Consider the following 20,647-nt stretch of genomic DNA (forward strand, 5'->3'; position numbering starts at 1 on the left):
TCAGTAAAAAAAGAAGGTGATGGTCATAAAAGCGAATTTGATAGAAGTAGGAAAATATATGAATATTAGAGGGAAAAAACTATACGTTGAAACGCATGGAAATCCTAAAAATAAACCAGTCCTATACTTGCATGGTGGACCAGGAGAAAGTTGCTATGATTTTTCATTTCATCAAGCGGAACGTTTAAAAGATTCTTTATATGTAATAATGATAGATCAAAGAGGTGTTTGTCGCTCAGAAGAAATTACTGAGGACGAAGCTTTTGGATTAAATGATTTGATTGAAGACTGTGAGGAACTAAAAAAAGTATTACAAATTGAGAAATGGTCTGTCATTGGACATTCTTTCGGTGGATATTTAGCATTGTTATATGCGTCGATATATCCAAGTTCAATAGAGAAAATCATATTTGAAGCGCCAACTTTCGATTTTGCATTAACAAGTAGAGCTTTGTTACAAAAGACAGGGTATTTATTAAAAAAGTATGGAAAAGAAGTAGTAGCAGAAGAGTCTCTTGCTTATTCATCTAGCAATGCTAGTTCCGAAGAGTTGTTAGAAGCTTATATAAGACTAAGCAATGAATTAGAAGAAAATAGAATGGAGATTTACAATTATAAGGAAGATGTGACAGACGAGAGTTTGTATAGTGATGAAGAGTGGGAAGTATTTTCAAATCGCTCCAAAATTCATTTTGATAGATTAAAAATAGAAGGAGCAGTTCATACTTCATTATTACAAAAAATAAAAGATATACAAAATCCAATGTTATTAATTGTAGGAAAACATGATGCAGTAACGTGTGAAAAACAAATTGAAATATTTAATAAAGATGCTCAAAATGGGGATTGTATTGTATTCGAAGAGAGTGGTCATACACCGCATTATGAAGAAGCAGATCGATTTGCGGAAATAGTCATTCAGTTTTTGAAATAAAATAGAAAGGGAGCTTCGTATAATGAGAAGCTCCTTTTTTAGATTTTAGGATAAGTGATTGCAATGTTAGGCCATATGTTTTGCCATTTCTTTTTATTAACTCTAGTGTTGTACATATGTAATCGCTCTTTTGTTTCAAGAAAATGAGCTGTTGGCCTCACTTGTAAGGAAAGTACATCTTCAATACCGCATGGGGCCGTTAATATGACGTTGTTTAATTCATCAAGTGTAACTCCTAAAGCAGTTGCTGTTTCAGGAAATTTAGAAATAGCATCAACAGAAGAAGAATACGGTGGCATATTATTCACTACATGCATACGAGCTTGATTTTTTACCGACCAAGGTATAGAAGCATCCATATTTACCAGTGCTTTCTCTAGTGATTGCTCATATACCTCATCTGTATGTAATTGATCAAAATAAATGACATCAATATCTGGTGTAGCCGTTCGTATTTCGTAGTCATGTAAAGTATCCCAAATTTTAGAGCGAACAAATCCGGCGCAAATCCACCAATCTGGTAGCTCTAGTGATTTTGCCATTTGTAATATATCCATCATCCATTCGTCGTTTTCTATTAAGCGAATTATATCTTGCTCTGTTTTTATATTCATTGATAAATCTACCTTTCTAGTAAATTAATGCATCAGTTCAATAATCCATAAAATCCAGTAAGCACCTGGTACAAATAGTAGCTGTGCTAATAATGTACCGAGAAGTCTAGATATCATTAGCCAACCATACATTTTACTCATAGATTCAACGCCATTTTCTGATTGTAAAGCACGTTCTGTTAAAAGTGCAATACGTGGATCGAGTAACACTGTTAATAAAATAGTAGCGAAACCATTCACAAGTCCAGAAGCTGTACTTGCATTTGTTGCATAATCTGGATTTAAAAAAGAAGCGTAAAGGGCTGAAAGAACACCAGCTGTATAAATTGCAGTAGCAAACATGTTAATAAGCATAATACGTTTTGGAATACCACCAATACGTAGTCTATGAATCATTTCTAATTTTGGAAATCGTACATATTTTTTGTATACTTTAATTTTTGAATGTTATTTGTTTTCATCATTCGAATGAAAGAACCGTCTGTTTCAAAGTTTCGAATGACATATCCAAATAGTTTTGTCAAAGTTGGATACAGAATAATCGCAAGCAGTGTACCGACAGAGGCAGATAATAGAACGAGCCGTATAATATGCTCTAAATCAATAGAAGAATCTAGTTTTGCTTCATCGACAATCCCGCCAATTAAAAAGGCTTGTAGTAAGTTAGATGTTCTTGAAATAAGCAGTACCATCCCTACGACGGATAAGGCAACGACAATCTTTTTTAAACGAACACCGGCTAATCGAATACTATAAGAACTTGTTTCGACTGCGTGGATAATAATTGTGAAAGCCAGAATAAATATTAAGGTAATTGACATTTAGTTCACCAGTTTCTATTTAGTTAATTGTAACTTTTTTACTTTATCATATCTATTACATTTTGTAACTGAACGTATGTGACATAGAAGAATAAATTTCCGAAAAGATAAATAATGGTAGTATAGTAAAAGGTAGGCATAAAAAAGCCTTCTATATAATATGTAAATTAAATAGGAGCGGGGGATTAAATTTGTACACAACATTTCTATTTGACCTAGATGGAACATTGACGGATCCGAAAGAAGGAATTATAAATTCAGTATTATATGCATTAAAAAAGGTTGGAATTGAAGAATTACATGTAAGCGAGTTAGATTCATTTATTGGTCCACCCATCCAGCAATCATTCATAGAGAGATACAATATGAATGAAGGAGAAGTAGAACGCGCTGTTTTTTATTTCAGAGAATATTTAAAGCAGCGTGGATTGTTAGAAAATAAGGTATACGATGGTATTCCAAATCTTTTAAAACAATTAAAAGATACCAGAAATCGTTTATTTATAGCAACTTCAAAACCTACTGTATTTGCAAAACAAGTACTAGATCATTTTCAATTAACGGTTTATTTTGAAGATATCATTGGAAGTAATTTAGATGGTACGAGAATAAAAAAAGAAGAAATCATTGCTCATATTTTACAAACAAATGAAGGCCTAAATAAAGAAGAAATTGTTATGATTGGAGATAGAAAGCACGATATAATCGGTGCGAATAATAATGAAATTGCTTCAATCGGCGTTTTATATGGTTATGGTAGTAAAACAGAATTGACTGAAGTTGGTGCGACTCATATAGTAAATGATGTAAAAGAACTACATCATTTTTGTGTAGACAATAGTTTGATAAAGCAGTAAATATAGAGACTAGCAATCCCTTTATAACGTATGACGATGAATTCGTTTATCCCGCGTTAACGGACAGTAAAACTCCCACCTCAAAATTCAGTTGGAGCAAAGAAGTTAGGTGGGGATCAACTGTCCGTAAACGTCCGATTGGTTCAACTAATAATCAGTGGGGGATGAAGAAAACCCCCACTGATTAAAGTTTCACTTTATGTTTAAAGGGATTTTTCATATGTAATCGAATACTTATAATTAGACATTTTTAGCATGAAAAATTTGTATGAATAAGAGGAGGGATGTCAGAAATAAAAGATTAGTAGAAGTTTATCAATAAAAGTTTGAATTTTCAGTTTAAAGGAGGGGTATGATTGGAGCTAGTTATTATATTATTAGCACTTAGTTTACTTATGTTTGTAGCATATAGAGGGTTTTCTGTTATTTTATTTGCACCGATATTTGCATTATTTGCCGTATTTTTGACAGAGCCTAGTTTTGTATTACCTTTCTTTTCGAATATCTTTATGGAGAAAATGGTAGGGTTTATTAAACTATATTTCCCTGTATTTTTACTTGGGGCAATATTTGGGAAAGTAGTAGAAATGTCAGGAATTGCAGACTCGATTGCAAAGACAATTATAGAGTTAGTTGGTGAAAAACGTACAATTTTAGCGATTGTATTAATGGGTGCTATTTTAACGTATAGTGGCGTTAGTGTGTACGTAGTAGTGTTTGCTGTATATCCGTTCGCAGCTAAGCTGTTTCGACAAGCGAATATTCCGAAGCGTTTAATCCCTGGAACGATTGTACTTGGAGCGGTCACGTTTACGATGGATGCGCTACCTGGATCACCACAAATTCAAAACGTAATACCTACAACATTTTTTAAAACGGACATTTATGCTGCACCGATACTGGGTATTGTAGGGGCAATTTTTGTACTGACGTTAGGATTACTATATTTAGAGAGTAGACGTAAGAAGGCGAAGGCGGCAGGAGAAGGGTATTTTGGTTTTAACGATGGGGATACTGAAATGGCAGCTTCTTTGCAAGTAGAACAAAAAGATATGCCGGTGCTTAAAAGCATTGAAATTACAAGAGTTCAGCAAGTGATTGCTTTTATACCACTTATTTTAGTAGGTGTAATGAATAAAGTTTTTACTATTATGATACCGAAGTGGTATCCAGATGGTTTTGATTTTTCTGAAATTGGTATGAAAGCATTTGGAAAAGTAGAATTAAGTGCAGTAGTTGGAATCTGGTCAGTAGAATTAGCACTTATTATAGGTATTGTAACAACGTTATTATTATATTGGAAACGAGTAGTAACAGGATTTCAAGCTGGATTGAATACAAGTATTGGTGGAGCGTTACTTGCAACGATGAATACAGGTGCTGAGTTTGGATTCGGTGGTGTCATCGCAGCACTTCCAGGTTTCGCGATTATGAGAGACGGCATTTCTGCCACATTCACAAATCCTCTAGTGAATGGAGCTGTAACGACGAATATTTTAGCTGGAATTACAGGCTCTGCATCAGGAGGAATGGGAATTGTTTTAAGTGCGATGGGAGATAAGTTTATTGCAGCGGCCAATCAATTTGATATTCCATTAGAAGTAATGCACCGTATCGTGTCAATGGCATCGGGAGGAATGGATACATTACCACATAACGGAGCTATTATTACTATTCTTACAGTAACAGGTTTAACACATAAACAGTCATATAAAGATATTTTTGCCATTACAGTTTTGAAAACGGTTGCCGTATTTTTAGTAATTGCATTCTATACTGCAACAGGAATTTATTAAGTAGATATTTTATAAACTAAAACATTAATTAAGGTAAGAAGGGGTGAAGTACTTGCAAGAAGTTGCTGAGTTTCGTATGCCGAAGTCCGTATTATATGGAAGAAATTCGCTTGAAAAGCTGGGGGAACAATCTAAGAAGTTGGGGAAAAGAGCGTTTATAGTTACGGATACAATTATGGAGAATTTAGGATATGTTGAGAGGTGTATACAACAATTAAATACGAAAGGTATTACTGTTAGTACATATAATAAAGTAAATGCTGAGCCTACAAATATACACGTGTTAGAAGCGTTAACACTTTGTAAAGAAGGAAAGTGTGATTTTATTATTGGTATTGGTGGTGGAAGTTGTATTGATGCAGCGAAAGCAGTTGCGGTGTTATATACAAATGGTGGAGAAGTGGAAGATTATGTCCAAAAAGATATGGAAATAGACAACGATCCGCTACCACTAATTGCAATCCCAACAACTTCTGGTACTGGATCGGAAGTAACAAGTGTAGCAGTAATTACGAATAAACGAACAGATGTAAAAATGATGATGAAGCATCCAAATTTCACACCGCAAGTAGCGATTATTGACCCAATATTAACGCGTTCGGTACCATCTCATATTACAGCAGCAACAGGGATAGATGCATTATGTCATGCAGTCGAAGCATATATTTCTAAAGTTTCACAATCACTTACCGATGTACTTGCACTTTCCGCTATTGAAAGTATTATGAAATATTTACGTATTGCATATGAGGATGGAGAGAATATGGAGGCAAGAGAAGCGATGATGATTGCTTCCTTACAAGCTGGAATCGCATTTTCCAATGCATCTGTTACGTTAGTTCATGGAATGTCAAGGCCGGTAGGAGCGTTATTTCATGTACCACATGGTATATCGAATGCAATACTATTACCTACAGTTTTACAATATACAAAAATTAGTGCAGTAAAAAGACTAGCGGATATTGGACGTTGTTTAAATAAAGATTTGTATTCCTATTGTGATGAAGAAGTAGCCGACTACACGCTGAGGGAAATAAAAAAACTTTGTTTTGATCTTCGTATTCCAAATTTAAAAGAATACGGAATTGGTGAAGTTGAATTTGAAACAGCTATTTCTAAAATGGCATCAGATGCAATTGAAAGTGGAAGTCCAGCAAATAATCCACGTGTGCCATCATATGATGAAATTAAACAGTTGTATCGAGAATGTTTTCATTATCAATATGAAGATTTTATAAAAACATCAAAAAAATAATTTCAGAATATTCTTATAAAATTTCCTTGGAAATAGTTAAAACAAGACTTTATATTATAAACGTAAAGTCTTGTTTTATTGTGTATAATATACATAATAAAATGTTGTGATTAGTTTTAAAAAACAGTATAAGGTGGGTGTTGTGTAATGAAAACAATAGGTTTAATTGGTGGTATGAGTTGGGAATCAACTTCTGAATATTATCGAATCATAAATGAAGAAATAAAAGAGAGATTGGGAGGATTACATTCAGCAAAATGTATGATTAATAGTGTGGACTTTGAAGAGATTGAACGATTCCAGTCTAACGGAGATTGGAATGGAGCAGGAGAAATATTAGGAAATGCGGCATATTCGTTACAGAGGGGAGGAGCAGATTTTATAATTATTTGCACAAATACAATGCATAAAGTAGTTGAGAAAATAAAGGAGAATATTCATATTCCAGTCTTACATATCGCTGATGCAACTGCGAAAGAAATTAAAAGGAAAGATTTTCAAAGGGTTGGTTTGCTTGGAACTAAATATACAATGGAGCAAGACTTTTATAAATTACGCATAGAAGAGAATCGTATAAAAGTAATGGTTCCATCAGAAAAGGATAGAGAAAAGATAAACGAAGTAATATATACAGAATTATGTTTAGGAAAGATAACATCTCAATCTAGAGAATATTATAAAAGAGTTATAGAAGAGCTAGTACAAGAAGGGGCCCAAGGAATTATATTAGGTTGTACAGAAATAGGATTATTAATAAAGCAGGAAGACGTATCAGTTCCGATATTCGACACAACTTATATACATGCAGTTGAAGCAGTTAATTTCGCTTTACGAAATAGATCATAATTATATTATGTAACCTAGTTCGTGTTTGTGGAAAACATTCTGAAAATACTTTATAATGTAAGTGGTTACATTCAAGGGGGAATGCGTATGTTTTCAGTTCAACCAATCGCATTTGTACATAATGAAAGAAAGGAAATAAAAGATGATGAGTGGGGAGAAGTAAGATCCTATATTACTTTAACTGAAATATATACTGAGGAAAGTATACAAGGGATTGAAGATTTTTCTCATATTGAAGTTGTTTTTTATTTTCATAAAGTAACTGATGAACAAATTCAATATTTTGCTAGACATCCTAGAAATAATAATGATTATCCTAAAGTAGGCATTTTTGCACAGCGCGGGAAAAATCGTCCGAATCGCATAGGAGCAACAATTGTAAAGGTGATCAAAAGAGAAGGTAAATCAATTATTGTTGAGGGGTTAGATGCTATTGATGGCACACCTATATTGGATATAAAGCCGATAATGAAAGAGTTTATGCCGAAAGAAGAAATTGTACAGCCTAAATGGGCAACGGATATAATGAGACAGTATTGGAAGGGGAATGGAGTAAAATGAGAATATATGAGGCAACAATTGCAGATTTAGATGGACTAGCATCAGTTTTTAATAACTATCGTATGTTTTATAGACAAGATTCCGATTTAGAAGGAGCAAAAGTATTTTTGCGAAGTCGGATCGAGAGAAAAGAATCCGTTATTTTTGTGGCAGTTGAAGACGGCGAATATATTGGCTTCACACAATTATATCCATCATTTTCTTCCATTTCGATGAAAGAATTATGGATTTTAAATGATTTATTTGTACAAGCAACTAAGCGCGGAGCAGGAACAGGTAAAAAATTATTAGAAGCTGCTAAAGAATTTGCATTAGAAAATGGTGCAAAAGGTGTAAAATTACAAACGGAAATTGATAATTTATCAGCACAGCGATTATATGCTGAAAATGGTTATTTGAGAGATAATCGTTATTTCCATTATGAATTAACGTTTTAAAAAAATATAAGATTAAAAGAGACGTTTTCATTGTGAAAACGTCTCTTTTAATTTGTATTATTGTTGATTTAAAATCCAATTTGTAGCATCTTCAAAGTTTTCTGCAATGTAGTTTGGTTCAATATGTGCCCATTTGTCTCGGTATGTATGTAAAGCATCATATCCAGCGCCTGTTCGAACTAATATCGTTGTCGCATGTACTGTTGCGCCTGCAACGATATCAGTCCAGCGATCACCAATTACAGCGCATTTTTTTAAATCAAGCCCATGTTTTTCAGCTGCTTGCAGCAGCATACCTGTACCTGGTTTACGGCATTCACAACCATCACCGTGTTTATGAGGACATACGTATATATCATCAAAACCGAAGTCTTCTAATTCTTGTGCAAAATCAGCTACAGTTGCTATCCCATCTGCGATACCTGGTTGATTTGTGAAAGAGAAAATTTTTATATTTTGGGCTTTTAGTTTTTGCAGAGCTGCTTTTGTGAAAGGAAATAATGTAAAAGAGCCTGGATAATGTATTGTAGTGTCACCACCAATTGTACCGTCACGATCAATAAAAATAGCTTCGATGTTTGTCATAGTTATAGTCCTTTCCATTTATAAGTAGTTTAAAAATGTTTCACAAATCGATATCCATTCACTTCATATCCTAATTTTTTGTAAAAAGGATGTGCTTCTAATCTTTTTGTTCCACTGACTAGCCATGTGCCTATACAATTATGTGTCTTTGCTAATTGCTCAGCATAATCCATTAATACTTGCCCAATGCCTTTTCGTCGTATTGTAGAATCAACGCTAATAATTGAAATTTCCCCATAACGAGTTACATCTTCTAAATTTTCACGAATACGAAACCCAAGTAATCCACATATGGTTTCTTCTTCCGCATAAACATATAAAAAATCAAAGGGACTCATTTGTACGAATTGCAATCGGTTGTTCATATCTTCATACGAAATAGAGGAACCTTTTAATTCTGTTGTTAAAGAACAAAGTGCATCTATATCGTCTATCGTAGCTTCACGAATTTGAAAAGACATATTATCCACTCCAATTAAATGTAATCAAACATTAAATATTCTATTAAAAAGTATGTATTCCTGCTACGAAAATAAATATTTCATAATGATATATAGATAGTTATATGTTATTCTTTTCCTTGATTGTATTGGAAATGGAAAGAAGGGGAATGTATGTTAGAAGTGAATATTCGCTCTGCCGGATATGATATAGGGGAAAAGACAATTCATGATATTGCCTTTTCAATTGAAAAAGGTGAATTAGTTGCACTTATTGGTGCGAATGGTGCCGGGAAGAGTACGACGATTAAAACGATGCTCGGTTTACTTGTAAATATGAATGGTGAAATATCATTTGGTGAAAAGAAAAATCCTTATGCATACGTGCCGGAACACCCGACATATTATGATTATTTGACGCTTTGGGAACATATCGAACTATTAATGGCTGCTCGCGAGAACGAAGTAGGAAGCTGGGAAAGAAAAGCAGAAGAGTTATTACATATGTTTCGAATGGATAAACATAAACATGAGTATTTATCAAAGTTTTCAAAAGGTATGAAACAAAAATCGATGCTCATTTTGGCATTTTTAACTGAACCAGATTTTTATATCATTGATGAACCTTTTATCGGTTTAGATCCAGTAGCTACGAAAGAGTTTTTAAGTTATTTATATAAAGAAAAAGAACGTGGCGCAGGTATATTACTTTGTACTCACGTATTAGACACAGCTGAAAGAATTTGTGAGAGATTTTTACTCATTTCACAAGGTACATTAGTCGCAGATGGAAATCTAGAATCTATCCAAGCGTTAGTAGAAATGCCAGGGAGTTCATTATTAGACTGCTTTGATGTAATCGTAAGGCGTGAACAGCATGATTAAACAACAATTTTATAAAAGATTGCGTCATGAACTGAGGCGTAAATGGAAGTCCATACGTTCTATAACTGATTGGACAGTTGCGCTATATATTATTATTCCAGCACTTATATTTATGGGGATTTATTATCGTTCACTATGGATAGAAGAATTATCGATGGGAGAGACAGTTTATTTCGGATTAGGTCTATTCGCATTTTATGTGATTACATATTCAAGAGGAGTTCGTTCATTTTTTGAACAAGCAGATAGTTTATTTTTAATTTCGTATCCCGCTCACATGCAAAAGTTAATCCAGTATGGTATGACATATACGTTTATTCGAATAGCTATAACGAATGTAATAGTAGTAGTTACTATGTTACCAGTGTTGATGAAAAGTATCGGAGTGACGAAAATACAAGTCGTATTATTTTGGCTATTTTTTACTGTATTTCGATTTCTGTTGTCGTTATTAACGAGATTTATTCATGTACGTGTGGGGAAACGATGGCTACTGTGGATTATAAAAAATGTAATTTTTTCTATAAGTTTAACCTTTTTTGGATTGAGTCTGTTTCTTATTTATACAAATCCAGTTTATTCTATACTAAGTATCGGTCTAGCAGTTTTTCTAATTATCGGGTTGATAAAAGAAAAATGGAATTATAAAAATTGCTTTTTTAAAGAAGTTGAGAAAGAGAAAGAAGAAAGTATGCGCTGGACGAGTGGGATTATGCAAGTTGGTGGTCATACAGCTAAACCGAGTAGTTCGAATAAAAAACCGTGGATGTTTCCGCGTTCTAAAAAGTTTTTAGGGAAGAAAAAGGAATCTCGTATTGTTGAATCCTTTTTAAAAGAATTTTTCCGTACAAGTAGTGCACGAATATTTTATATTCAAATTGTATGTATAAGCACCGTCAGTATTATTATGAGTCCGAGGTGGATTGCAGCTATTATTCTTGCATTTGCTTTTGTTGGAATTTCTCGTTATGCGCGCGATTATTGGAATGAATTTACGAAAAAAATGTTTCTCCATCTATATTGTGATGAAGGAAAATTATTATTGTTAAGATGGAAGGCCGATCGCTATTTATTACTTCCAGTACTGCTTTTGTATGGAATAGTTATACTTTCTCATTTTGATTTATTACTAGCTGTAATTGCCGGGATTATTTTTATAGTATGGATTGGTTGGATTGTATTTTTACCATAGAAAAAGAGCCGAAAAATGGCTCTTTTTTTAATCTGTTACACATTGATAAAGAAAATATACCAAAACGAGTATGCTTGCGGCGGAATACATGACATCTAAAGTCATCGGATTGCCTCCTCATTGTTGTTGTATTTATATTGTATGAAATCTTACAATTTCATATTCAAGTGAAAAATATGTGAACGTTAACAAAATTGTAAAGTGCAAAAATTACAATCATTTTGTATAATAGAAGGAACAACCGTTATATAAAATATAATGAGTGAAAGGGGAGGGAACATACATGCCAAATTGGTTTAGAAAAACCTTAGTCGCATTAATTACCGTATTTACATTTGGTTTAGTGACGCCTCCTTCCATATTGCTTGATAATGCCAAAGCTGCGGACAAGCCTACGAGCACAGCTGGGCAACAAAATTTGGAGAGTACGTCCTATACATATGAAGAAACGAATGACAGGTTAACCACTGATACTTTTATTACGTACGCAATGCAAGAAGCAGAGAAGCAGTCGATGCAAAAGTTTGGCACTAAAATTGGTCCAGTAATTGAAGATGAGTTTAAAGATGTAATATTACCGAAAATTGAAGAGGCAATTGCTGAGCTTGCAAGTGATGTGCCAGAGGAGTCATTGCAATCATTAGCGATTTCTCAAAGACCAGCTGGCGGAAATAATGAAAAGATTTTTCATGTGTATGACACGAAATCAGGAAATGACTTATTGCGATTTCATGTAAGAAGAGATCATCCACCGCAAGATGGTTATTATTTTAATTTCCACTATCACCGTTTTGATGATGGGTACTCAGGACACCATGAATTAGGGAATATTTATTGGAATACGAATATACCGCCAAAGTGGCTTTCTTAAAAAGAACAAGAGAAAATCTTGTTCTTTTTTATGTATATAGAAGGTTTAGACAACTACGGTGTTGAATAAGATAGGTTTAGAAAAAGAAGCAAAGGGAGTATGGGGATGCAAAAATATATTGTTTTTGACTTTGATGGCACATTAGTAGATTCACAAAATATATTTGTACCAATTTATAATCAAATTGCTGAAAAGCACGGATATAAAACGGTAAGGGAAGAAGAAATTGAGTATTTACGTAAATTAACGATGCCAGAGAGATGTAAACAACTTGATGTACCATTGTATAAACTACCGATATTAGCGCTGGAGTTTTATAAATTGTATCAACCCGCTATAAAAGATCTTATTTTGTTTCATGGGATGAAGGATGTATTAGATGAACTGCATAAAAAAGGATACGGAATTGCCGTTATATCTTCTAACTCAGAAGAGCATATTCGGGCATTTTTACACAATAATGATATAGAAAATATACAAGAGGTATATTGTTCTAAAAATTTGTTCGGTAAAGATAAAATGATAAAAAGATTTTTAAAATCGAAAAAAATAACAGAGAAAGATATGTTATACGTCGGTGACGAACAGCGAGACGTAGCAGCGTGTAAAAAGGCTGGGGTGAATGTAATATGGGTATCTTGGGGATATGATGTTATTGAAACAGTGAAAAAAGATGCACCAGATTACATGGTCAATACACCAATGGAAATTGTGCAAATAGTACAAGGGGCATATTCTTAATATGAATACACTTCAATCAGCTATTCATCATATTGAATTTTGGGTATTGGATTTAGAGGAGTCCATTTCTTTTTAAGATCCGAATGGGTTTATTGTAGAAGTAGCGTATACACCAAATGTAGAAATGTAAGGGGAATAAAAATGAAAACAATTACAGCATGGCAAAACAATATACAGATAGTAAAAGATGCAGTTAATATTGAAGAAATTTCTAAAGGTTTCTCACCTGATAAGAAATATATCATTACGAAAGCGAATAATGAAAAATATTTATTACGGACAGGCGATATAAAAGAGTATGAAAGAAAGAAAATAGAGTTTCAAATTTTAAATGAAATGCAAAAACGTAGTGTGCAAGCTCAAAAACCAATTGAAATGGGTTTATTGGCAGAGGAAGATTTATGCTATGGTATTTTTTCATATTTAGAAGGGGAAGATGCGAAGAAACTATTGCCTACATATACACCAAAAGAACAATATGATATTGGTATAGAAGCAGGAAAAGATTTAGCAAAAATGCATACATATGAAGCTCCTAAGGATATCCTTCCATGGTATGAAAGAGCAATGGAAAAAAATCAAAAATATGTAGAGGCATATAAAACATGTGGAATAAAAATAAAAAATGATGATAAAATCATAAAGTTTATAGACGAAAATGGAATATATTTAAAGAACCGCCCAAATCGATTTCAACACGATGATTTTCATTTAGAGAATATAATTGTACGTGATGCGAAATATGTAGGTGTTGTTGATTTTAATGGTTATGATTGGGGTGACCCACTTCATGATTTCGTAAAAATTGCACTATTTGCAAGAGACATTAGTATTCCGTATTCAATCGGACAAATAGAAGGCTACTTTAATGGGGGAATACCAGAGGAGTTCTGGAACTTATATGCGGTGTACGTTGGCATGACAGTTTTCTCATCAGTTGTGTGGTCCTTACGAGCAGCACCACATATGTTAGAGGATACGTTAGAGCGTCTTACTATCGTTTTAGAAGATCATAAAGACTTTGAGTCATTAAAGCCAATTTGGTTTCAACCAGAGAAGATTAAGATGAAATAGAAAAGGTAGGTGTGATTCACATCTACCTTTATTTTTTACCATTCTTCGTTTTGAAGCAGTTGTAATGCTAATTTTAAATCAACATCTTCTTGTATATGTTCCGGAGTCCACGGGATATGTATATGCGGCTGTATACCAATTCCGGACATTCCTTCGCCTTTATCTATAATAGAGAGCCGTGAAGTAGGGTAATAAAGTGCGAATGTATCAGCCCATTCCATTACCGCTAAATTAGAATAATCATTTAAACCAGCAGTAGGACGACCTATTACTTTTACTTTCAATGATTTTTTTGCAACTTCTACAAAAGAATCACCAGAACTTCCACATGTAACATCTGTTAATATAACTACTCTATTAGGTGATTTTCTCCCGTGTATTTTTAATGATTGAAGTTCTTTTGGTAACTCAGAAGTATCAAATGTAACGAATCCTTTTTTATAATTCTTTTTTAAATCTTGAATAAATATATCAGTGAATAATTTGGAAAGTTCGTCTAAAGAATCGTAATCTTCCATTTTGATGTCTTTCATACGTAAATGAAAGTTTCGTTCTGTATGATTTAATTGCATTGTATCTGAAGGATCTAAAAGGGAGATCTCTTTGTCTTCGAATAAGTAAGGAAGTAATTTAAAAAATGCATCATCACTTCCACCACGATTCAAACGCACATCAATAATTAAGTTCGGAAAAGAATTAAGCTCATTTTTGTGTGAGTCTAATAATTTATTAATCGCTTCAGTATTTGCGAAATCAGTCAAAGTAATTAAGAGTGTGTCTTTATTATGCTGTTTAAATGAATAAATAGGCGTGTATTCATTTTGTTTATACTTTTGTAAAGTAATGGTTTCGATTACGCCATCTTCATTTATAAGTGTACAAGTTGATGATTGTAATAAAACATAATCCCATTTTTCACGTTCATATGTATTCGCATTTAAATATTTCCTATATTTTATTATTAACTCAGGGATTTTCATATTATCTAATGCTAGAATAGACTGCCCTTTTTTCACTCTTATTTCTTGTGAAGTGGATGTAATATATAGGCGGTCTTCGTATCTTTTCACTTGGAAGCCAGCACTGTTAAGTGGTTGATTGTTAGAGTTCATTTTGAAAAACATATGATTATCTTTAAAGTCTAGTAAGTAATCACGTACAATTTCAGTAAATTGTATTGGTGTTAGTTCTCCTTGTTTCTCTAGTTTCTCGACTGTCTGTAAATATGTAGTAGGATCGTCCCATCCTTTCTTATCTATACAACCTGAATAATCGTGATGAGTGATCGAAACAATTTCTTTGAAAATTTCTGTATACACAGCTTTTCCTCCTGGTAATTTAATTAGTTGAATAATAGAATTCTGTATCCTTTACGTATTATCCTTTTTTTGCATAGAGAAAAGGGGAATAGAGGGAAGTGTTATCTTCCCTCTATTAAAATATTTATTTAATTTTCTTAAATACAAGCGGCTGCGTACTTAACATAGCTGGTACATGTAACTGAAGGGATGGGAATTCACCACTTACATTCATTTCATAAGCGAATAATAAACTCATTTTCATTTGGAATAAATCAACTTTTGCAGAGAAGATGTCGTAATGATGATGAGCTAATTGAATATCCATCTCCATAAATTGTACATATAACGAATCATCTCGTTTGTATACTTGTAATGTTCCATATGCAGGATGCTCGAAAGTACCGGTATAATCCTCTAACCTGTGAGAAGGTGTAGTCCCTTCAATTTGTTCAGGAATGGATTCAGTTGCTTCTTTCATCATTTCCTTCATTTTTTCAGTATCTTCTACAGCACGTTTATGCCAATCAATGGATTCTACTTCAAGTAGTTCGTCATAAATTTGATTAGCGAGATAAGTAGGTAGTAATGTGCCTCCAGCATTCGTTAAAATAACAAGGCCTATGTTTTCTGTTGGTATGAATGAAACAAGTGCTGAAAACCCATCAATATTACCGCCATGATGAATTACCTTATTACCACGGTAAGCGCTAATAAACCAACCAAGACCGTAACTATTTAATGGAGATTCCGGAAGTGATAAAACTGGTTGATCTGGAATGGAATTATGTGGTGTATACATTTGTTGTAATAATTCAGAGGAGATTAATTCATGATCTCCAAATTTCCCTTCGTTTAAGTGAAGAAGGACCCAATTTGCCATATCTTCAATTGTAGAATTAATACACCCAGCAGCGCCGACTGTATCGATGTTATGGAATGGAACTTCTTTTAGTTTACCGTCATTTTCAACGTAAGGTAATGCATAATCATCTGTATTTTGTGAGTCTGTAACAGAGAAGTTTGTTTGATCCATATTTAAAGGCTCTAAAATATGTTCTGCAACATATTGTTCCCATGTTTGATTCGTAATGTTTTCTACAATATAACTAATTGTCGCATACATTAAGTTGTTATAAAGAAATGCTGTACGAAACGGAGCATCAAGTGGTAAATATTTTATTTTTTCAACGAGATCTTTTCGAGATAAGGAAGAGCTATACCAAAGAGCCTCATGACGGCTTACACCAGTTCGATGAGAAGCTAAATCTCGTCCGGTAACTTGTGAGCTAGCAAGTAGTTCAGATAAAGAGAAGTTAGGTATATAAGTCTGGACAGGAGTATCCCAATTAAACTTATTTTGTTGTGCTAACAAGCTTAATGAAAGTGTACCAAAAGCTTTCGTTGAGGAACCGATTGCGAACCGAGTATTCGGTGTAACAGCCTCTTTTGTCTCTATATTACGATAGCCAAATCCTTCTGAAATAATGACTTCACCATCTTTTATAACAGCTATAGCAGTGCCAGGAACATTTAAATCCTTCATCATTTTTTCAACCGTTGTTTGTAAAGAAGTCATAACAGGAGTTTCAATTTTAGACATACTTCTAACCTCCAAATATAAATTTTATCCTACCGCACTATACTTTCGGTAATAGAAAATGAAAACCTTTATAAATTTGGAAAGTTAATAATTTTGTAAGAATGAATAAAGTTATTATTTATTTAGAATTTTAATTTTATTATAATTAATTTAAATTAAGATATAGAAAAGATGGTGAAGAAGTGTGCTAACAATAAAGAGAGTGCTTTGCGACAATAAAAAAAATCCGATAGGTATAGATTCAAAAGTTGTTAAAATGAGTTGGCTGCTTGAGTCGAGTAACCGAAATGTAAAACAACTTGCTTATCAATTGCAGGTTGCGAAAGATAGAGATTTTGAAATTATAATGTTTGATTCGCGAAAAGTAGAAACAGATCAAAGTTTACATATACCAATCAATTCATTTTCATACAGAGCGGAAACGCGTTATTTTTATCGGGTAAAGGTATGGGATAATTAAGGAGAAGAATCATCGTGGTCAGAAGTAGCATTTTGGGAGACTGGATTACAAGGGCAAGATAACTGGAGCGGGAACTGGATTGCCGCGAAAAAAGAACGAGCGCAAGTTATGTCCTTTAATAAAAATTTTACTATTAAAAAAGTAGTTAAAAAAGCGCGTTTATATATCACAAGTTTAGGATTATACGAGGTTTCTATAAATGGAGAGCGCATTGGAGATTGTTATTTTACCCCTGGATGGACAAGTTATGATAAGAGAGTACTGTATCAAACGTATGATATAACGCATTTATTAAAGGGTGAGCACAATACTATTTCGGTTCTGCTAGGTAATGGATGGTATAAGGGACCACTTACCATGCATCATGTACGTAATTATTACGGTAGAAGACGTGTGATAATTGCTCAAGTACATATAACGTATGAAGATGGAACGAAAGAAAAAATTGTAACAGACGAAACATGGAAGGTAACTCCAAGCCCAATTTTGTATTCAGAAATTTATGAAGGGGAGGTTTACGACGCTAGGATAGAAGAAAGTAGGCAAGGGCTAGAAGATGTTGAAGTAATTGAGCATTCCAAACAAATAATTGTTGCGCAAGAAAACGAAGCAATTCGTAAAATGAAAATTATTAAACCGATTTCTATTTCAAAACTACCGAATCACGAATGGCTCATTGATATGGGGCAAAATATGGTAGGTTGGGTTCAATTTACAGTCCGTCATGTTTATATTGGCCAAAAGATAGAATTGCATCATGCTGAAATATTGAATAAAGACGGTAGTTTTTACACCGGAAATCTCCGAAAGGCAAAACAAAAAATAGTGTATATAGCAAAAGGAGAAGAAGAGGAAACGTTTGAACCTCATTTTACATATCAAGGCTTTAGGTATGTGAAAATAAGTGGATTAACCCAGCCACCTCAAATAGCAGATTTTGAAGGGGTTGTATTACATACGGATATGGAAAAAGCGACTGAATTTGAAACGTCTAATCCATTAATCAATCAACTTCATCATAATGTGGAATGGTCTCAAAGAGGGAACTTTTTTGATGTGCCAACAGATTGTCCGCAGCGAGATGATCGACTTGGATGGACCGGAGATGCACAAATGTTCATTGGGACAGCTACGCAAATTATGAATGTACAATTATTCTTTAAAAAGTGGCTCCAAGATTTATCATTAGATCAAAATGTTAATGGAGCTGTGCCTTTAGTTATTCCAGATGCTTTTGGGAAAAGAGCGGATTTTGATTTACATACTTCTGGTGGTTGGGGCGATGCAGCAATTATATGCCCGTGGGTTCATTATTTACATTACGGAGATGTATCGATTTTAAAAGAACAATATGACAGTATGAAGAAGTATATAGATTACATACGTTCACAAGGTGAGAACGAGTATTTATGGGATACAGGCTATCATTTAGGGGATTGGCTCGCATTAGATACGAAACCAGATGTATATGAAGGCGGAACAGACAAGCATTTTATTGCGACAGCTTATTATGCCTATTCTACATCGCTTTTACGAAGGATTGCTGAGATTTTAGGTGAAAATACAGATGCTAAATTATATGCAGAGTTACATGGGAATATTGTTCAAGCATTTCAAAATGAATTCGTTACACCAAATGGTAGGTTAATTTCAAATACACAAACAGCTCACATATTAGTACTTCTTTTTGAACTAGTGAAAGATGATGTGAATGAGAAAGTATTTAATCGCTTAATTGAGCTATTAAAAGAAAATAAAAATCATTTAACAACAGGTTTTATAGGAACACCGTATTTGAATTTAATATTAAGCAAGTTTAACCGGCATGACCTTGCTTGTAAGCTTCTATTTTATGAAGATTATCCATCATGGTTATACCAAGTGAAAAAAGGTGCCACAACGATTTGGGAACATTGGGATGGCGTGAAAGAGGATGGAACACTTTGGAATGATAGCATGAATTCTTATAATCATTACGCATATGGCTCTATTGTTGAATGGATATACCGATATATTATTGGATTAGAAATGGATGAGACAAAACCTGCATATAAACATTTTTATGTACAACCACATTTTGATTCGAATATAGAATGGGTTAAAGTAAAACGTGAGACAGCTTATGGAGAAATTAAGATTGAGTGGCGTGTAGAAAAGGAACAAGCCTTTTTATATATTTCTGTACCAGCTAATACAAGCGCTACATTACGGATAGACGAAACAAAATGGAAAGCAGAACATGACGTTGGAAGGGATTTAGGATCAGGTGATTATAAATTTACATTTTGTAAAAATATATTGAAGTAGAATTCTGTTTATATAGAAATATATTTTTATTCATTAGGATTATTTAATTCACTGTTTTTCATGTTATGATAAATTTCATATAAGATTGAAAGAAGGTTTTACTACATATGAAACATGCTGAATATGAATACTTAAATTTATGCCGCCATGTAATGGAGCATGGTACGAAGAAAGAAGATCGTACAGGGACAGGCACTGTATCTGTATTTGGATATCAAATGCGTTTTGATCTAAGTAAAGGTTTTCCTTTATTAACGACAAAGAGAGTGCCGTTTCGCCTTGTAGCAAGTGAACTGCTTTGGTTTATGAAAGGTGATACAAATATTCGTTATTTATTGCAGCATAATAATAATATTTGGAATGAATGGGCATTTAAGAGCTGGGTAGAAAGCGATGAGTATACTGGTCCTGATATGACTGATTTCGGTCTTCGCTCACAACAAGATGAGGAATTTAAAGTGCAGTACGATGAGCAAATGGAATTGTTTAAAAAGAACGTTTTAGAAGATGATGATTTCTCGAATAAATATGGTTATTTAGGAGATGTATACGGAAAGCAGTGGCGTGCCTGGAAAACGACAGCTGGTGAGACGCTTGATCAATTAAAAGATGTAATTGAAATGATTAAAAAAACGCCAGACTCCCGTCGCCTAATTGTTTCTGCCTGGAATCCTGAAGATGTACCAAGTATGGCATTACCACCTTGTCATACGCTATTCCAGTTTTATGTAGCGGATGGCAAACTTTCTTGTCAGTTATATCAAAGAAGTGGTGACATATTCCTTGGAATTCCATTTAATATTGCAAGTTACTCACTACTAACACATTTAATTGCACATGAATGCGGACTTGAAGTGGGAGAATTTGTTCATACAATTGGAGATGCACACATTTATACGAATCATTTTGAGCAAGTGGAAAAGCAATTGGCACGTGAACCACGTCCGTTCCCAAAACTTGCATTAAATCCAGATGTGAAATCTGTGTTTGAATTTGAAATGGAAGATTTAACGATTGAAGGATATGATCCACACCCAGCAATTAAAGCACCGGTTGCAGTGTAATTGTAG

At 33.7% G+C, this 20,647-nt stretch carries 18 protein-coding genes and 2 pseudogenes; 14 read left to right on the top strand and 6 right to left on the bottom strand.

Annotation, left to right across the window (positions count from 1 at the left end; translation table 11 throughout):
• Window positions 1-19: 19 nt before the first annotated feature.
• The gene (locus GFJ36_RS10220) at window positions 20-934 is read left to right on the top strand and encodes an alpha/beta fold hydrolase (protein ID WP_088609118.1); all 915 of its coding nucleotides are present in this window, start codon (window positions 20-22) and stop codon (window positions 932-934) included.
• A 38-nt stretch (window positions 935-972) separates the two neighbouring features.
• On the opposite strand, the gene GFJ36_RS10225 is transcribed toward GFJ36_RS10220, so the two are convergent.
• Window positions 973-1,548, bottom strand: a complete 576-nt coding sequence (locus tag GFJ36_RS10225) for a nucleotidyltransferase family protein (RefSeq protein WP_087982569.1) — start codon at window positions 1,546-1,548, stop codon at window positions 973-975.
• Window positions 1,549-1,572: 24 nt separating this feature from the next.
• Window positions 1,573-2,369 (bottom strand): annotated as a pseudogene (locus tag GFJ36_RS10230) (lipid II flippase family protein).
• 191 nt (window positions 2,370-2,560) lie between these two features.
• Here GFJ36_RS10230 and GFJ36_RS10235 point away from each other — a divergent pair.
• From GFJ36_RS10235 to GFJ36_RS10260, 6 genes are all read left to right on the top strand, one after another.
• On the top strand, window positions 2,561-3,226 hold the full coding sequence (locus GFJ36_RS10235; protein ID WP_087982565.1) for an HAD family hydrolase: 666 nt from the start codon (window positions 2,561-2,563) through the stop codon (window positions 3,224-3,226).
• Between the two features lie 356 nt (window positions 3,227-3,582).
• Window positions 3,583-5,022: a GntP family permease gene (locus GFJ36_RS10240; protein ID WP_087982563.1), complete on the top strand. Its 1,440-nt coding sequence runs from the start codon at window positions 3,583-3,585 to the stop codon at window positions 5,020-5,022.
• A 52-nt stretch (window positions 5,023-5,074) separates the two neighbouring features.
• Window positions 5,075-6,277 carry an alcohol dehydrogenase EutG gene (gene eutG / locus GFJ36_RS10245; RefSeq protein WP_087982561.1) on the top strand — a complete coding sequence of 401 codons (1,203 nt, stop codon included), beginning with the start codon at window positions 5,075-5,077 and terminating at the stop codon, window positions 6,275-6,277.
• Window positions 6,278-6,424: 147 nt separating this feature from the next.
• On the top strand, window positions 6,425-7,123 hold the full coding sequence (locus GFJ36_RS10250; RefSeq protein WP_087982559.1) for an aspartate/glutamate racemase family protein: 699 nt from the start codon (window positions 6,425-6,427) through the stop codon (window positions 7,121-7,123).
• A gap of 87 nt (window positions 7,124-7,210) precedes the next feature.
• Window positions 7,211-7,684, top strand: a complete 474-nt coding sequence (locus GFJ36_RS10255) for an SAM-dependent methyltransferase (RefSeq protein ID WP_087982557.1) — start codon at window positions 7,211-7,213, stop codon at window positions 7,682-7,684.
• Complete coding sequence (locus GFJ36_RS10260) at window positions 7,681-8,121, top strand: GNAT family N-acetyltransferase (protein WP_048540883.1); 441 nt, start codon at window positions 7,681-7,683, stop codon at window positions 8,119-8,121. The genes GFJ36_RS10255 and GFJ36_RS10260 overlap by 4 nt, the downstream gene beginning before the upstream one ends.
• 57 nt (window positions 8,122-8,178) lie before the next feature.
• On the opposite strand, the gene GFJ36_RS10265 is transcribed toward GFJ36_RS10260, so the two are convergent.
• Window positions 8,179-8,706 carry an HAD-IIIA family hydrolase gene (locus GFJ36_RS10265; protein ID WP_060488621.1) on the bottom strand — a complete coding sequence of 176 codons (528 nt, stop codon included), beginning with the start codon at window positions 8,704-8,706 and terminating at the stop codon, window positions 8,179-8,181.
• Between the two features lie 29 nt (window positions 8,707-8,735).
• On the bottom strand, window positions 8,736-9,167 hold the full coding sequence (locus tag GFJ36_RS10270) for a GNAT family N-acetyltransferase (RefSeq protein WP_097890775.1): 432 nt from the start codon (window positions 9,165-9,167) through the stop codon (window positions 8,736-8,738).
• A gap of 153 nt (window positions 9,168-9,320) precedes the next feature.
• Between GFJ36_RS10270 and GFJ36_RS10275 the strand changes: the two genes are divergently transcribed.
• The 5 genes from GFJ36_RS10275 (at window position 9,321) to GFJ36_RS10295 (ending at window position 13,909) form a co-directional block, all read left to right on the top strand.
• Window positions 9,321-10,031, top strand: coding sequence for an ABC transporter ATP-binding protein (locus GFJ36_RS10275; protein WP_088609124.1), 711 nt, complete (start codon window positions 9,321-9,323; stop codon window positions 10,029-10,031).
• On the top strand, window positions 10,024-11,223 hold the full coding sequence (locus GFJ36_RS10280; RefSeq protein ID WP_098230738.1) for an ABC transporter permease: 1,200 nt from the start codon (window positions 10,024-10,026) through the stop codon (window positions 11,221-11,223). Before GFJ36_RS10275 ends, GFJ36_RS10280 begins: the two co-directional genes overlap by 8 nt.
• A gap of 283 nt (window positions 11,224-11,506) precedes the next feature.
• Window positions 11,507-12,094, top strand: coding sequence for a YpjP family protein (locus GFJ36_RS10285; protein ID WP_001134418.1), 588 nt, complete (start codon window positions 11,507-11,509; stop codon window positions 12,092-12,094).
• A gap of 105 nt (window positions 12,095-12,199) precedes the next feature.
• Window positions 12,200-12,835, top strand: a complete 636-nt coding sequence (locus tag GFJ36_RS10290; RefSeq protein ID WP_141540980.1) for an HAD family hydrolase — start codon at window positions 12,200-12,202, stop codon at window positions 12,833-12,835.
• 141 nt (window positions 12,836-12,976) lie between these two features.
• Window positions 12,977-13,909, top strand: coding sequence for an aminoglycoside phosphotransferase family protein (locus GFJ36_RS10295; protein ID WP_088609126.1), 933 nt, complete (start codon window positions 12,977-12,979; stop codon window positions 13,907-13,909).
• 35 nt (window positions 13,910-13,944) lie between these two features.
• Here GFJ36_RS10295 and GFJ36_RS10300 read toward each other — a convergent pair whose 3' ends face one another.
• Entirely contained in the window at window positions 13,945-15,228 is a 1,284-nt protein-coding gene (locus tag GFJ36_RS10300; protein WP_088609127.1) for a S41 family peptidase, read from the bottom strand.
• Window positions 15,229-15,352: 124 nt separating this feature from the next.
• Window positions 15,353-16,810, bottom strand: a complete 1,458-nt coding sequence (locus GFJ36_RS10305) for a serine hydrolase (protein ID WP_088609128.1) — start codon at window positions 16,808-16,810, stop codon at window positions 15,353-15,355.
• Between the two features lie 184 nt (window positions 16,811-16,994).
• Here GFJ36_RS10305 and GFJ36_RS10310 point away from each other — a divergent pair.
• Both GFJ36_RS10310 and GFJ36_RS10315 read left to right on the top strand, forming a co-directional pair.
• A pseudogene (locus tag GFJ36_RS10310) lies at window positions 16,995-19,577 on the top strand (family 78 glycoside hydrolase catalytic domain).
• Between the two features lie 107 nt (window positions 19,578-19,684).
• Entirely contained in the window at window positions 19,685-20,641 is a 957-nt protein-coding gene (locus GFJ36_RS10315) for a thymidylate synthase (RefSeq protein ID WP_088063252.1), read from the top strand.
• Window positions 20,642-20,647: the final 6 nt, after the last annotated feature.

The organism is Bacillus sp. EE-W1 (assembly GCF_009760835.1).
In the GTDB taxonomy this organism is placed as follows: domain Bacteria; phylum Bacillota; class Bacilli; order Bacillales; family Bacillaceae_G; genus Bacillus_A; species Bacillus_A wiedmannii.

Bases quoted from the DNA above. Each gene is read 5' to 3' on its own strand.
- GFJ36_RS10220 (WP_088609118.1), top strand. From the start codon at position 20: ATGGTCATAAAAGCGAATTTGATAGAAGTAGGAAAATATATGAATATT.
- GFJ36_RS10225 (WP_087982569.1), bottom strand. From the start codon at position 1,548: ATGAATATAAAAACAGAGCAAGATATAATTCGCTTAATAGAAAACGAC.
- GFJ36_RS10250 (WP_087982559.1), top strand. From the start codon at position 6,425: ATGAAAACAATAGGTTTAATTGGTGGTATGAGTTGGGAATCAACTTCT.
- GFJ36_RS10255 (WP_087982557.1), top strand. From the start codon at position 7,211: ATGTTTTCAGTTCAACCAATCGCATTTGTACATAATGAAAGAAAGGAA.
- GFJ36_RS10260 (WP_048540883.1), top strand. From the start codon at position 7,681: ATGAGAATATATGAGGCAACAATTGCAGATTTAGATGGACTAGCATCA.
- GFJ36_RS10265 (WP_060488621.1), bottom strand. From the start codon at position 8,706: ATGACAAACATCGAAGCTATTTTTATTGATCGTGACGGTACAATTGGT.
- GFJ36_RS10270 (WP_097890775.1), bottom strand. From the start codon at position 9,167: ATGTCTTTTCAAATTCGTGAAGCTACGATAGACGATATAGATGCACTT.
- GFJ36_RS10275 (WP_088609124.1), top strand. From the start codon at position 9,321: ATGTTAGAAGTGAATATTCGCTCTGCCGGATATGATATAGGGGAAAAG.
- GFJ36_RS10280 (WP_098230738.1), top strand. From the start codon at position 10,024: ATGATTAAACAACAATTTTATAAAAGATTGCGTCATGAACTGAGGCGT.
- GFJ36_RS10285 (WP_001134418.1), top strand. From the start codon at position 11,507: ATGCCAAATTGGTTTAGAAAAACCTTAGTCGCATTAATTACCGTATTT.
- GFJ36_RS10290 (WP_141540980.1), top strand. From the start codon at position 12,200: ATGCAAAAATATATTGTTTTTGACTTTGATGGCACATTAGTAGATTCA.
- GFJ36_RS10295 (WP_088609126.1), top strand. From the start codon at position 12,977: ATGAAAACAATTACAGCATGGCAAAACAATATACAGATAGTAAAAGAT.
- GFJ36_RS10305 (WP_088609128.1), bottom strand. From the start codon at position 16,810: ATGTCTAAAATTGAAACTCCTGTTATGACTTCTTTACAAACAACGGTT.
- GFJ36_RS10315 (WP_088063252.1), top strand. From the start codon at position 19,685: ATGAAACATGCTGAATATGAATACTTAAATTTATGCCGCCATGTAATG.